Raw genomic sequence first — 13665 nt, forward strand, 5'->3', positions numbered from 1 at the left:
GCCCTGTGCCGCCCGCCGGGCCACCATGCCGAAGCCGACCAGGGCCGTGGGTTCTGCCTGTTAGGCAATATCCCCGTGGCGGTGATGCGTGCCCAGGCGCTGGGCCAGGCCAGTCGCGTGGCGATACTCGACTGGGACGTACACCATGGTAACGGCCAGCAGGCCGCGTTCTATCGCGACCCGAACACCTTCACCATCTCAATACATCAGGCAGCCAACTACCCGCTGGAGAGCGGCGCTTTCGAAGAGCAGGGGGAGGGCGCTGGAACCGGGACGAACCTCAACCTGCCGCTGCCCCCCGGATGTGGCCTGGGGGCCTATGCGTATGCCATGGAAAGCCTGGTGCTGCCTGCGCTGGAAGCCTTCCAGCCCGATCTCATCATCGTCGCCTGTGGCTACGACGCCTGTGCCAAGGACCCGCTGGGCAAGATGCTGCTCAACAGTCAGGCCTTCGCCACCATGACGGCGCAAGTAAAGGCCGTGGCGGAGCGCTGCTGCGCTGGCAAGCTGGTGATCGTGCACGAAGGCGGCTACTCCGAAGGCTACGTGCCGCTCTGCGGCCATGCGGTGGTCCAGACGCTGGCGGGCAGCACGACCGCCGTGTTCGACCCGCAAAATGACGAAATCGCCGCTTGGGGTTATCAGGCGCTGCAGCCGCATCAGCAGGCATTGATCGATAACTGGCAACGACAGTGGGAGCAAACCACCCGATGACACCTCTTCATGATCGAGACGGCTGGATCTGGCAGGACGGCCACTGGCTTGCCTGGCGAGATGCCAGGGTTCATGTGTTCACCCATACGCTACATTACGGGATGGGCTGCTTCGAGGGCGTGCGGGCCTACGCCGGTGCGCAAGGCCCGTGCCTGTTCCGGGTGGAGGAGCACACCCGCAGGCTCGTGGACAGTGCCCACGCGCTGGATATTCCGCTGCCGTTTCGTGAAGCCGAGCTGATCGATGCTCAGTGCAAAAGCATCACCAAAAACGGTTTGCAGGATGCCTACCTGAAGCCCACCGTGTTTCTGGGTTCAGAAGGCCTGGGGCTGCGCGCCCAAGGGCTGACCACCCATGTGATGATCGCCGCCTGGGATTTGGGGCCGTACCTTTCACCGCAGGCCGCGACCCATGGATTGCGTGCCTTGACCTCTTCCTGGGCGCGCCACCATGTCAACATCAGCCTGTGCCGCGCCAAGACCAGCGGCCACTACGTGAATTCGATGCTGGCGCTCAACACGGCGGTCAAGGCCGGGTTCGATGAGACCATCATGCTCGACCCCGAAGGGTACGTGGCCGAGGCCTCGGCGGCGAATGTCTTCCTGCTGCGCGATGGCGTGCTGCACACCCCGGAAGTCACCTCTTGCCTGCAGGGCATCACCCGAGACAGCGTCATACAACTGGCCCGCGACGTGCTGGGCATCGAAGTGAAAGAGCGGCGTATCACCCGCGATGAGCTGTACACCGCCGACGAAGCCTTCCTGACCGGCACTGCTGCTGAAATTCTGCCGCTCAGGGAGCTGGATGGACGACGCATTGGCCATCGTGCAGAAGCACCGCCGCCCAGCGAGCCGATACCTGCCCACAGCGTCACGGCTCAGCTGCAGCAGCTCTATCGCCAGGTGGTACGCGGCGAGCTGGAGGCCTACCAGCACTGGCTGACCCCGGCATGAGAGGGGAATGGCGCCGGGGCCTGCGCGGCTAGCCGTGCTGTCGAAGCGCCTTTTCCAGCGCCGCCAACCTGCCCGGCTGCAGTGCCTCTTCTACCGCCGTGATGCGAATCACGTTGGCCAGTTGCGGGTGAGCAAGGCGGGCCACCAGCACGCCATCGTCCAGCAGCTCCTGATGCACGGCGGCGGCCAGCTCGGCGCTGGATAGGCGGATGCCGACGAAGTTGGTGGCGCTGGGCAGCACGTCTGCCCCCAGCGCCGTGAAGTGCAGCGCCAGCTGTTCACGGCGCGCTTTGACATCCGCAATATGCTGCTGCACTTCCTCGGGGTGGTCGAGCACGACCTCGGCGGCGGCCTGGGTGAAGGAAGAGACCGCGTAGTGAATACGCACTTTCATCATCATCGCCAGCACGTCGGGCTCGGCAATTGCGTAGCCAATCCGCATGCCCGCCAGGCCATGGGCCTTGGAGAGCGTGCGCAGGCGAATCACCCCCGGCAGCGCCTGGCCCAGGAACTCACTTCCCGCATCGTCACGAAAATCCCCGTAGGCCTCATCCAGCAGCAGCCAGCAGTCGTTGGGGAGCGCCTGGCGAAACTTGAGAATGGCGCTATCGCTGTGCAGGTGGCCGCTGGGGTTGTCCGGGTTGGCCAGGTACACCAGCCGCGCTTGCTCCTGATGGGCCGCTGCCGCCAGCGCTTCCAGATCGGGGGCGAGCACGCCAGGCGCTTCATGGTAGCTGGGCTCGACCAACCGGCAGCCCTGGCCCTGGGCAAAGTACCCGAAGGTGGGGTAGGTGCCTGCGGTACTCACCACGGCCTCGCCCACGCTGCAGGTGGTGCGCAGCGCCAGGGCGATCAGGCTGTCGGCACCGGCGTCCACCAGCAGGTGGTCAAGGGGAATGTCTTGCTGGGCGCTGATGCGCTGGCGAACGCCCAGCGCTTCGGCATCGCCATAGCAATACACGTGTTGTGCCACGGCATCGCCGAAGTGTTCCCGCAGCGCACGGTGGGGCATGTCCAGCCCCTCGTTGGAGCCCAGGCGGTGAGGGATCTCACGGCCGAGCCGCCGCTCCAGCACCTTGATGCCGGGGAAAGGGTTCACGGGGCCAACGCCCGTCAGGTGGTCGGGATAGCGGGGCATAATCAGGTCCTGATCAGTTCAATGTTCAACGCAATATTTTGTCACGGTTCAGCAGCTTATGAGGGTCGAGTGCCTGCTTGAGGGTATGCATCAGCGCAACCTCCTCTGCCGAGCGGCAGGTCTCCAGCCATGGGCGCTTTTCCAGGCCGATCCCATGTTCGGCAGACACCGAGCCGCCCAGCGCCGCCAGGGGTTGGTACACCAGGGTCTCGACTTCCCGGCGTACCGCTAATTCATGACTGCCCACGCACACCGAAATATGCAGGTTGCCATCGCCCAGGTGGCCAAAGACCACGAGCCGGGCATCGGGCCAGCGCTGGGTCAACTGGTGCTCCAGGGCATCGGTGTAGCGCTGCATATCGGCAATCGGCAGGCTGACATCGAACGTCAATACCGGGGTCATGGCCTTGACCAGGCCTTCGATGTCTTCACGAATGGCCCACAGGCCGTCTCGCTGCGCCGCTGATTGAGCCAGCACCGCATCGACGATCAGCTCGTTCTCCAGCGCGCTCTCCAGGGCCTCACGGAACTGGGTCGTATTGCGCTCGGCATCGCTGCCCAGGGATTCGATGATGACATAAAACGGATGGCTGGTGGCAATGGGGGGCGTGTGGCGTCCCGAGGTTTCCGTCAGCAGGCGGTAATGGTTCTGCCACATGACCTCGAAAGCCCCCAGGCTACCGCCCAGCGCCTTGCCCATGTGGCGGAGCAGGGCCGTCAAGGCCTCGAACGAAGGGCAGGCCACCAGCGCGGTTTGTTCGCTGGGCGTGGGCGGCTGCAAGCGCAGCACCGCGCGGGTCACGATACCCAGCGTGCCTTCACTGCCAATGAACAGCTGCTTGAGATCGAACCCAGCATTGTTTTTCAGCATGCGGTTCATGGAGCTCATGATACGGCCATCGGCCATCACGGCTTCCAGCCCCAGCACCTGCTGGCGCATCATGCCATAGCGGATCACCCGCACGCCCCCAGCGTTGGTGGCGATATTACCACCAATCGTGCAACTGCCCCGGGCACCCAAATCCAGCGGGAACTGCAAGCCCGCGTCGCTGGCGGCCTCCTGTACCCGCTGCAAAGGGGCACCGGCCTGGACGGTCAGCGTACCGCCAACGTGGTCGATCTCTTCGATGGCGGTCATGCGCTCCAGTGAAATCACCAGCTCCTCTTCGCTGGCGTCGGCGCCGTGCACCAGCCCGGTCAGCCCGCCGTGGGTCACCACCGGCTGCCGGACCTCGTGGCAAGCGCGCATCACCTCGGCCAACGCTTGGGTGCTGGCCGGGCGCACGATGGCACCGGCAAGGCAGGGCGCGCCGGTCATCCAGTCGACGCGGCGGCTACGCACATCGTCTCCGGTGAGTACGTGCGCGGGGCCGACGATGGCGCGAAGCGCCTCCAGGGTAATCTGCATGCCTGTTTCCTTACGTGACGTTCCATTGTTGTGTGAAGACAGTTGTGTGAAGACAGTTGTTTGAAGACAGTGGTGTGAATAAAGACGTATAAATCAACGCTGATGAACCAGTGTGTGATGCCTAAAAGGCTGTTCAAGCAGACGCGGCGGCAGGCGCTTCGCGCCCCGGAATCGCATCGAGCAGCGAGCGGGTATAGGCCGCCTGGGGGGCCAGGAATATCTGCTCGGCGCTGCCTTGCTCGACAATGCGCCCATGCTGCATGACGACGATGCGATCACAAATCTGGGCGGCCACCCGCAAGTCGTGGGTGATGAACAGCAGTGACAGCGACAGCCGCTGTTTCAGCGATTCCAGCAGCTCCAGCACCTGCGCCTGAATGGAGACGTCCAGCGCAGAGACCGCCTCATCGGCCACGATCAATTCAGGGTTGAGCGCCAGCGCTCTGGCAATGCCGATGCGCTGGCGTTGGCCGCCTGAAAACTCATGGGGAAAACGCGTCACGGCACTGGCACCCAGCCCCACCAGTTCCAACAGCTCACCGGCCTGGCGGAGCGCGGCGGCCTTCGGCGTGCCGTTGGCCATGGGGCCTTGAGCGATGGCCATGCCGACCCGGGTGCGCGGGTTCAAGGACGCATAAGGGTCCTGAAAAATCATCTGCACCCGGTGGCGTTCGCGGCGCAGCGCGCTGCCGCTCAACTGCGAAAAATTGACCCCATCCAGCAGCAGCTCGCCATTATCCGGGTGCTCCAGGCGCACCACGCAGCGGCCAAGGGTCGATTTGCCCGAGCCGGACTCGCCCACGATACCCACAGTCTCGCCTTTGGCCAGCGTCAGCGATACGTCATCCAGCGCGCGCACTTCCCGAGTGGCCTTGAACCAGCCCCCGCGTGAACGAAACACCTTGTTGAGCCCCTTGATCTCCAGCAGGGGCGCCGAGGTGGCAGGTTCCCGGTGCGGGGGAAGGGCGTTGCTGGGAATGGCGGCGATCAAGGCCTGGGTATACGCATCCTGCGGGTTCTCCAGCACATCACGGGCGTTGCCGATTTCGACGATGCGGCCATGGCGCATGACGCAAACACGGTTGGCGACTTCCGCCACCACGCCAAAATCGTGGGTGATGAACATGACGGCCATGCCACGCCGCTGTTGCAGGTCACGAATCAGCGCCAGAATCTGCGCCTGGGTGGTCACATCCAGCGCCGTGGTGGGCTCATCGGCAATCAGCAGCACCGGTTCGAGCGCCAGCGCCATGGCAATCATCACCCGCTGCCGCTGCCCGCCGGAAAGCTCGAAGGGGTAGGCGCTGATGGCCTTCTCTGGCTGCGGGATACCCACTTCCACCAGCAGTTCCAGCGCCCGCGCCTGGCGCTGCCTGGGGCTGAGCTGGCCATGGGCCTCGAACACTTCGGCAATCTGTGCGCCCACGCGCATCAAGGGGTTCAGTGCCGTCATTGGTTCCTGAAAGATCATGCCGATCTTCAGGCCGCGCAGCGTTCGGTGCTGCTTTTCGCTCAGGGCCAGCAGGTTCTGGCCTTCGAACGTGACGCTGCCTTGCACGGGGCGAACGCCCTTGGGCAGCAGGCCCATGACCGTGTTGGCGGCCATGGACTTGCCCGACCCGGACTCCCCGACCACGCACATGATCTCGCCACGGTTGACGCTATAGCTGACATTCTCCACCGCCAGCGGTCGGTCTGCGCCTTTGGGCAGCGCCACGCTCAAGCCTTCGATCTGTAGTACGGCGGGCGCCTCGTCCTGGCCAGCGGGTTGCACGACATCGTTCATGGCAGGCTCCTAACGCTCACGGGAAAGTTTGGGGTTCAGCGCATCGTCCAGCCCTTCACCGACCAGGTTGAGTGCCAGAACGGTCAGCAGAATGGCCACGCCAGGGAAGAAGCTCAGCCACCATGCCTGGCGAATCACGGTACGCGCGGCACCGATCATGTAGCCCCAGGACATGACGTTCGGGTCGCCCAGCCCCAGAAACGAGAGCGACGACTCCAGCAGAATCGCCGTGGCCACCATGAGCGAGGCCAGCACGATGATGGGCGAGAGGGTATTGGGCAGGATCTGGCGCAGGATGATGGTGGTATTGGACTGGCCCACCAGCCGAGCGGCCTCGACGTACTCCCGGTGGCGCAGCGACATGAACTCCGCCCGCACCAGGCGGGCCACGGGCGGCCAGCTCACCAGGGCAATGGCCAGCACGATGGAGGTCACGCTGGGCTGCATGATGGCCACCAGCACGATGGCCAGGGCAAAGTTGGGAATGGTCTGGAAAAACTCGGTGATGCGCATCAGCACGTCATCGATCCAGCCACCGTAATACCCGGCAATGGCCCCCAGCGGCACGCCAATCAGCAGGGCCACGCTGGTGGACACCAGGCCAATCAGCAGCGATACCCAGGCGCCATGCATCAGGCCCGCCGCCACATTGCGGCCCATGGTGTCGGTGCCCAGGGGAAACCCCTCCTGCGAGAACGGCGGCAGAAAGGGGCGCTGCACCATGCGCCAGGGCGATTCGGGAAACAGCAGCGGGGCAAGAAGGGCCATGGCGATGATCACCAGCAGGATAACCAGCCCCACCAGCGCCCCGCGGTTCTGGGCGAAACGTGCAAAAAAGCTCATGAGGCCCCCTTGATGCGTGGGTCTGCCAGGCGATACACCAGATCGGTGAGAATGTTGAACACGATCACCAGCGCCGCAGAGAAGAAGAAAATACCCAGCAAGAGGTTGTAGTCACGCTGTTGCAGCGCTTCGAACATCAGCCTGCCGATGCCGGGCCAAGCGAACACGGTTTCGGTGAGGATCGCGCCGCCCACCATTTGCCCGGCCTGCAGGCCCGCCAGCGTGATGATGGGAAGCAGAGCGTTGCGCAGCACATGGCGGCGCTGGATGACGCCCGGCTTGAGCCCCTTGGCCCGGGCCGTTTTGACATAATCCTGCTGAGCGGCATCCAGCATGGAGGTGCGCGTCATGCGGGTGTAAATCGCCATGAAAAAGAGCGCCAGGGTCGTGGCAGGCAGCACCAGGTGTTTCGCCACGTCCAGCGCCAGGGCCAGCCCGGTATGGCCAGCGCCCACGGTGTACAGCCCATAGGCAGGCAGCCAGCCCAGGTACACCGAGAACACCACCACGGACATCAGCGCCACCCAGAACAGCGGCGTCGCGTAGAACACCAGCGCCAGCGCCATGATCAGCGAGCCCGATGGTTTCTTGGCTCTGGCCGCCGCCATGGAACCGGCAATGATGCCCAGCACCAGCGAGAGCACAAAGGCGGTGCCGGTGAGCAGCAGCGTGGCGGGCAAGCGTGCCATGATCAGGTCGAAGACGGGCGTGCCCAGCCGGTAGGAGTAGCCAAAATCCAGCATGGCAATGCCGGAGACGTAGCGCCATAGCTGCACGTAGATAGGCTGGTCGAGGCCGAAGCGCACGCGCAGCTGGTCGAGAAATTCCTGGTCGGCGGCACCGGCTTCCCCGGCCAGAATGGCCGCCGGGTCGCCGGGGGCCATCTGAATCAGGAAGAAGTTGAAGATCACGATCAAAAACAGGACGATCACGGCTTTGAACAGCCGCATGACGATCAAGCGGGCATATAACATGAGCATATTCCTGACATAGCTGAAACACCCGGGTCGCCATGGCGGCCCGGGTGGCACCTACCTAGCGGTCCAGCCAGGCATCCTTGAAGCCATCGTTCACGCCGACCCCTGAGGTCACCAGGTCCTGAACATCACAGCGGTAAAGGGTGGGGAAGCCAAGCTCCATCAGCCAGCCAACCGGAACATCCTCATGCAGAATTTCCTGCACTTCACGGTAGAGGGCTTCGCGCTCCTCATCAGGAAACGCCGTGGCGGCGGCATTGAACAGCTCATCTACCCGCTCGTTCTCATACCCCTGAACGTTATTCCAGGGGGAGCCCTTGGCGATGTTGTCAGATAGATAGGTACGTGAAATGCCCAGCGCAGGGTCGCCGTACTGGAAAAGATAGGTAAAGGCCAGGTCGTAATCCCAGTCACCCAGGCGCTGGTTCCAGCCGCCCACGTCGGTGGCCTGGGTGCGGACGTTGATGCCTACTTCACGCAGGTTCTGCTGCACGGCCTCTGCCCAGCGGGTCCAGGTCTCGCCGTAAGGCAGCGGCAGAATGGTGATCTCTTCGCCGTCGTACTCCATTTCTGCCAGCAGCTCCCGAGCGCGCTCGGGGTTGTGGTCGTAGGGCTCCAGGCCGTCATACTGGAAGCTGGCATTCGAACCAAAGGCCGACAGCGGTACATTGCCCAGCCCATTCCAGAGCACGTCGCGGGCAAATTCGCGGTCCATGGCGTACATCACGGCCTGGCGGAAGCGCTTGTCGGCGGTGGGGCCTTCCCGGTTGTTCATCCACAGCATGGCAAAGGGGCTGAAATACTCATGGCCCTGCTCGGTCATGCAGACGTTATCCATGGCCGAAAGGCGCGGAATATCGAAGTTTTCCACGGTGCCGCTGGGCAGGACATCGATGGTGCCATTCTCGAAGGCCACAGCCCGGGAGCCGCCATCGGGAATCACGTGCCAGTTGACCCCATCCAGGTAAGGCAGGCCCTCTTCGTAGTAGTCGTCGTTTCTGACCAGCTCGATGACCGTGCCACGCTCCCAGTTGGCGAACTTGAACGGCCCCGTGCCAATCGGGTGGTCATTGTGCTCGTTATTGCGGAAGTCGGTGCCTTCGTACAAGTGCCTGGGTACCATGGTGAAGGTGCCTGCCTCGAACGAGATGAGGAAGGGGCCGAAGGGCTCGGTCAGGGTAAATACCACTGTGTGGTCGTCGCTGGCCTCGATGCTTTCCACATGCTGTAACACGGCCCGTGCGCTGGGGTTCAACTCACGGTGGAAAACATCGGCAGAAAACACCACGTCGTCGGCGTTGAAGGGCTCTCCATCGTGCCAGGTGACGTTATCGCGCAAATGGAAGGTATAGACCCGGCCATCGTCGCTGACCTCCCAGGACTCGGCCAACTGGGGCATGGGCTCCAGGTCGGTGGTGTAGCGCAGCAGGCCTTCATAGATATTGCCCGCCACGGTGCGCGTGGGGGCGTTCTGAATCATGCCCAGTACCAGCCCCGGCGGCTCGGGTTGAATGATGGTGTTGACCGTTCCACCGGATTGCGGGTCTGCGGCCAGCACGGATGTGGAACCCAGCGCAAGCGTGACGGCAGAGAGTGCCAAAGCCAAAGGTGTTTTCATGTTTCCTGCTCCTCGGTTTATTGGTACGTAAAAGCTTTACGTCGTCGTTAGTCGAGCGAGGCGTGACGTGTTCAGGCCAGGTTGTGGTGTTTGTTGGCGGCCCTTTTTGACCATAGCAGCGGCTGGTAAAACTGTCGACAGTCGTCAATCGTCCGTCGACAAGTGTGGTTTTTTTGTCATACTCAAGGCATGTCATGGCGACCACGAGTAGACTTTATGGCCCCTTTGCCAACGGCGCCGCAGGCGGTTATCCAGCAGCACAATCTGGTCGAGCAGGTGGCGGACTACCTGACCCAAGCAATTATTCAGCAACACTTTTTACCCGGCGAACGGCTTTCTGAAGTGCAGCTTTCCCGCGCGCTGGGGGTGAGCCGTGCGCCGGTCCGTGAAGCGGCGCGCTTGCTGGAAAGCCGCGGTTTGCTGATTTCGAAGCCGCGGAAGGGCTTCTTCGTACGTGCGTTGAATACCGTTGAACTGGAGGATGTCTTCGACCTGCGGCTGTGCATGGAGCGGCACGCCATTCAGCGCCTGTGCCAGCGTTACACGCCCGAGGCCGAACAGGCCTTGCAGCAGCAGGTAGCCGTGCTGTGCGAGGCCGCCGCCGGCAACGACGGCACGCGCCGCATCGAAGAAGACCTGACGTTCCACCGCCTGATGCTGCACTACGCAGGCAACGAGCGTCTGCTGCGGGCCTTCGATGACCTGGCCCATGAATTACGCCTCTGCATCGCGTTGATCACCAAAACCCATGAAGCCCCCGAAACCATCGCCACCAGCCATTTCAAGTTGCTCGACGCCCTGGCCACGGGCCGCCCGGAAACCTGCCGCGAGGCCATCGATTTTCACATCGGGGTGGCCAGAGACTTTGTGGTGAAGGGGGTGGGCGAGAGTGAGAGCGAAAGCGAGAGTGGAGCCCCGGCCAATGAAGACCTTCTTTCACGCTGAACAGCGCCTGCACCATCCGCGCACCTACTTCTCGCGGGGCAAGATGCGCGCCCCGCAGGAAGTACCCGAACGCGCCACGGCGCTGCTGGCGGCCGTGCACCGGCTGGGGTTTGATGTGCAGGCTCCCATCGACCACGGCGTCGCGCCGTTGCGGGCCGTGCACTCGCTGGCCTATCTGCGTTTTCTGGAAAGTGCTTATCGGCGCTGGCATGCGCTGGACGAAGACTGGGGGGACGAAGTGATCTCCAACATCTTCGTGCGCTCGCCCAACGCCCTGCGCGGTATCCTGGCCGAAGCGGCACGTTACCTGGCCGATGGCAGCGCGCCGGTGGGCCAGCACACCTGGCACTCGGCGTACTGGTCGGCGCAAAGTGCCGTGTCCGGGGCGGAGGCGTTATTGGCTGGGGAGCGCTTCGCGTATGCGCTGTCACGCCCGCCGGGCCACCATGCGGGCATCGACTCCGCCGGTGGTTTCTGCTTTCTCAACAATGCCGCCATTGCTGCCCAGCACCTCACCGCGCGCTTTCCGCGCATCGTCGTGCTCGACCCGGATATGCACCACGGTCAGGGCATACAGGAGATCTTCTACCAGCGCGACGATGTGCTCTATATCTCCATCCATGGCGATACCACCAACTTCTATCCGGCGGTCTCCGGCTTCGAAGAGGAGCGCGGGGAAGGGGCCGGGCTGGGCTACAACCTCAACCTGCCCATGCCCCACGGCTCGGCAGAAGCGGTGTTTTTCGACCGCCTGGCCCAAGCCTGCCAGGCCATTCGCCTGTTCGAGCCCGATGCGCTGGTGCTGGCGCTGGGGTTCGATATTCATGAGCGCGACCCTCAGGCCAAAGTAGCGGTATCGACACCCGGTTTTGGCGAGTTGGGACGCACCATCGCAAGCCTCAATGTGCCCACCCTGGTGGTACAGGAAGGCGGCTACTACCTGGAAGGGCTGGAAGCCAACGCGGTGAGCTTTTTTGAAGGATTGCTGGGAGCGAAAGAAAGAAGGGAGAACGATTAAGCCAGTATTTCCAATCCCTTTTCGGCCACCAGGTTTAGCAGCTTGAGCGAAGGACCATTGGGTTTTTTCTGGCCTTGTTCCCACTTCTGGATGGTAGACACGCTAGTGTTCAGGTATGCGGCGAACACGCCTTGGCTGGCGTGATTCCTGGTGCGGATCTGCTTGATCTGTATGGCTGTATACTCTTTGACAGGCGGCAGACAGAGCGCATCGAACTCACGCAGCGTGGTGTCTTTCATCACACCCGCCGTGTGCAGGTCTTGAGCCGTTTCATGCACCATATCCAGAATTGATTTATCCATCGTTTTTAACCTCGATCAATGCGCCATACCTGATGGCTTCGGTCAATGCCGTGTCACTGTAGCCCAGCAATTCTTTGGCTAAATGTTTTAATGCTTTAAGCTCTTCAGCACTGATGTTAGCGCGAGCATTTTTGGCAAAACCGTAAACGAAAAATGCTTTATTGCCGATCTTGTAAGCCAGTAGGGTTCTGACACCACTGCTCTTGCCTCGGCCACCGATTGCCACGCGCTTTTTCACCACATGGCCACCCAAGTCGGCATCAATCAGGCCGCGCTCCATTTCCTCAACGGCGGCGAGCAAAGCAGCATCATCCAGCCCTTCCTTGGCTGCCCACTTACTGAACGCCTTGTTTTTAAATACTCGCATCGGATCCCTTTTTTATCACTTTAATATGTATAGCACTAAGTGACACACCATGCCAGTGTTGTGCAGCCGCGTAGCTGCTTTGGTCTGTGTCTGGCAAGATAGCGTTTTCGGACGTTAAACGATCAAGGACACGGCATGGCGCATCTGCTACGCATCGTGATGATTCACGGCCACCTGAACGGCGTGGTCGAACTCAGTGTGGATGGCCACACCAATATTTGCGGCACCAACGCGTCGGGTAAAACCACGCTTCAGCGGCTGGTGCCGGTGTTTTACGGCGAGCTGCCCAACAAGGTGGTGCCGAAAACCCGCATGAAATTCGATGCGTTCTATTTGCCCCATCGCAACAGCTACCTGGTATACGAATACCGCCGCGAAGCGGGCAACGTGTGCCAGGCGGTGCTGACCCGCAAGCAGGAAGGCGGCGTGGAGTATCGCTTCGTCGGTGCGCCTTACCGCCCGGAAGACTACCTGGTCGAGACCGAGCAGGGCCCGCTGGCGCTGGACTACACCCAGTGGGCCAGCGGGCTGCGCCGCAGCGGCACGCCGGTGTCGCCCAAGCTGGGGGCCACCTCTGAGTTCCGCTCGGTGATCCAGAACGACTTTACCCAGCTCCACGGCAACAGCCGCGATGGCCTGAAGCTGCGCCAGATCGCCGCCCAGTTCAGCCTGGTCAATCCCGAGCGGCGCATTCGCCATATCGAAAAGCTGGTCTCGGCGGTGCACGCCAAAGAGGGCAAGATGGACACCCTCAAGACCATGCTGGCGGCGATTTTCGAAGAGGACGGCGTCGAGCTGCCGGTTACTCGCATTCGCAGTGCCAAGGCCCGCGAGTGGATTCACCAGATGCGCCAATCCATGCGCCTGGAGCCGCTGCAGGCCGCGTTGGCCAAGCTCTCCGGCATCGACCGTGAACTGGCCGAGCTTGATACCACCCTGTGGCAACTCAAACCCCAGCTGGCCGCCGACCGCGAACAGGCCCAGCGGCAGGTCGCCGACCTGGAAGGCGAGCTCAACCGCCACCAGCGGGAGTTTCAGGCCGAAGAGCAGGCCTACGGCGAACGGCGGGATGCGCTCAACGACCAGCACAGCGAAGTGGCAAGCCAGCTGCAGCACGCCCAGCACCGCCTCAACGACCTGCAAACCCGCTTCGAGCAGTATGCCGATGCCGACATGCCCGGCCTGGAGCGGGACATCAACGCGCTGCCCCAGTGGCGCGAACAGCGCGACCAGCTGCAGCAACACCTGCAAGTGATGCAGGACGCAGTAAAGGAAAGCCAGGCGCGCCTGGATGGCCGACTGCGCGAACTCTCTGAAAACCTCGCCCGCCAGACCCAGGAGAACCAGGAACTGATCGACGCGCTGGTGGAGGAGAAAGCCGAGCGCCGCGAGCAGCAGTGGCAAACCGAACAGCAGCACAGCGAGCGCTACCAGCAGGCCCGCCAGCGGCTGGAGAGCGAGTATCAGGCCCAGCTGGAGCTAGGCGTCGAGCAGTTGGCCGAGCTGAAGGCCCAGCTGGCCATGCCCAGCCAAACCCGCGAAGAAGCTCAGGAAGCCGAGCTGGCCCAGGCGCGGCTGGACGACGCCCAGCAGGCC

Annotated in this window: 12 protein-coding genes and 1 pseudogene; 5 read left to right on the forward strand and 8 right to left on the reverse strand. The window is 62.6% G+C overall.

Annotation, left to right across the window (positions count from 1 at the left end; translation table 11 throughout):
* Nucleotides 1-714, forward strand: a pseudogene (locus B7L72_RS14950) (class II histone deacetylase); the annotation flags it as partial.
* Nucleotides 711-1667 carry a branched-chain amino acid transaminase gene (locus B7L72_RS14955; protein WP_081195282.1) on the forward strand — a complete coding sequence of 319 codons (957 nt, stop codon included), beginning with the start codon at nucleotides 711-713 and terminating at the stop codon, nucleotides 1665-1667. The pseudogene B7L72_RS14950 and the gene B7L72_RS14955, both read left to right, overlap by 4 nt.
* A gap of 28 nt (nucleotides 1668-1695) precedes the next feature.
* Here the strand turns inward: B7L72_RS14955 and B7L72_RS14960 are convergent, their stop codons facing one another.
* The 6 genes from B7L72_RS14960 to B7L72_RS14985 form a co-directional block, all read right to left on the reverse strand.
* Entirely contained in the window at nucleotides 1696-2805 is a 1110-nt protein-coding gene (locus B7L72_RS14960) for a pyridoxal phosphate-dependent aminotransferase (RefSeq protein WP_081136556.1), read from the reverse strand.
* A 25-nt stretch (nucleotides 2806-2830) separates the two neighbouring features.
* Nucleotides 2831-4213, reverse strand: a complete 1383-nt coding sequence (locus B7L72_RS14965; RefSeq protein WP_081195285.1) for an FAD-binding oxidoreductase — start codon at nucleotides 4211-4213, stop codon at nucleotides 2831-2833.
* Nucleotides 4214-4346: 133 nt separating this feature from the next.
* The gene (locus B7L72_RS14970) at nucleotides 4347-5999 is read right to left on the reverse strand and encodes an ABC transporter ATP-binding protein (RefSeq protein ID WP_081195287.1); all 1653 of its coding nucleotides are present in this window, start codon (nucleotides 5997-5999) and stop codon (nucleotides 4347-4349) included.
* A gap of 9 nt (nucleotides 6000-6008) precedes the next feature.
* The gene (locus B7L72_RS14975) at nucleotides 6009-6842 is read right to left on the reverse strand and encodes an ABC transporter permease (protein ID WP_016914894.1); all 834 of its coding nucleotides are present in this window, start codon (nucleotides 6840-6842) and stop codon (nucleotides 6009-6011) included.
* Complete coding sequence (locus B7L72_RS14980; RefSeq protein ID WP_081136550.1) at nucleotides 6839-7816, reverse strand: ABC transporter permease; 978 nt, start codon at nucleotides 7814-7816, stop codon at nucleotides 6839-6841. Before B7L72_RS14980 ends, B7L72_RS14975 begins: the two co-directional genes overlap by 4 nt.
* A 61-nt stretch (nucleotides 7817-7877) precedes the next feature.
* Nucleotides 7878-9437: an ABC transporter substrate-binding protein gene (locus B7L72_RS14985; protein WP_081195289.1), complete on the reverse strand. Its 1560-nt coding sequence runs from the start codon at nucleotides 9435-9437 to the stop codon at nucleotides 7878-7880.
* A gap of 216 nt (nucleotides 9438-9653) precedes the next feature.
* Between B7L72_RS14985 and B7L72_RS14990 the strand changes: the two genes are divergently transcribed.
* Both B7L72_RS14990 and B7L72_RS14995 read left to right on the forward strand, forming a co-directional pair.
* Entirely contained in the window at nucleotides 9654-10382 is a 729-nt protein-coding gene (locus B7L72_RS14990) for a GntR family transcriptional regulator (RefSeq protein WP_081136546.1), read from the forward strand.
* A complete protein-coding gene (locus tag B7L72_RS14995; protein ID WP_081195291.1) occupies nucleotides 10360-11400 on the forward strand; it encodes a histone deacetylase family protein in 1041 nt (346 codons plus the stop codon). Before B7L72_RS14990 ends, B7L72_RS14995 begins: the two co-directional genes overlap by 23 nt.
* Here the strand turns inward: B7L72_RS14995 and B7L72_RS15000 are convergent.
* Nucleotides 11397-11702: a helix-turn-helix domain-containing protein gene (locus tag B7L72_RS15000; protein WP_039180230.1), complete on the reverse strand. Its 306-nt coding sequence runs from the start codon at nucleotides 11700-11702 to the stop codon at nucleotides 11397-11399. The genes B7L72_RS14995 and B7L72_RS15000 overlap by 4 nt on opposite strands.
* Complete coding sequence (locus tag B7L72_RS15005; protein WP_081195293.1) at nucleotides 11695-12069, reverse strand: type II toxin-antitoxin system RelE/ParE family toxin; 375 nt, start codon at nucleotides 12067-12069, stop codon at nucleotides 11695-11697. The genes B7L72_RS15000 and B7L72_RS15005 overlap by 8 nt, the downstream gene beginning before the upstream one ends.
* A 135-nt stretch (nucleotides 12070-12204) precedes the next feature.
* Between B7L72_RS15005 and B7L72_RS15010 the strand changes: the two genes are divergently transcribed.
* Nucleotides 12205-13665, forward strand: a 1461-nt coding sequence (locus B7L72_RS15010) for an ATP-binding protein (RefSeq protein ID WP_139788537.1), incomplete at its 3' end; no start/stop codon positions are given.

The organism is Halomonas sp. BC1 (genome assembly GCF_002078135.1).
Lineage (GTDB): Bacteria > Pseudomonadota > Gammaproteobacteria > Pseudomonadales > Halomonadaceae > Vreelandella > Vreelandella stevensii.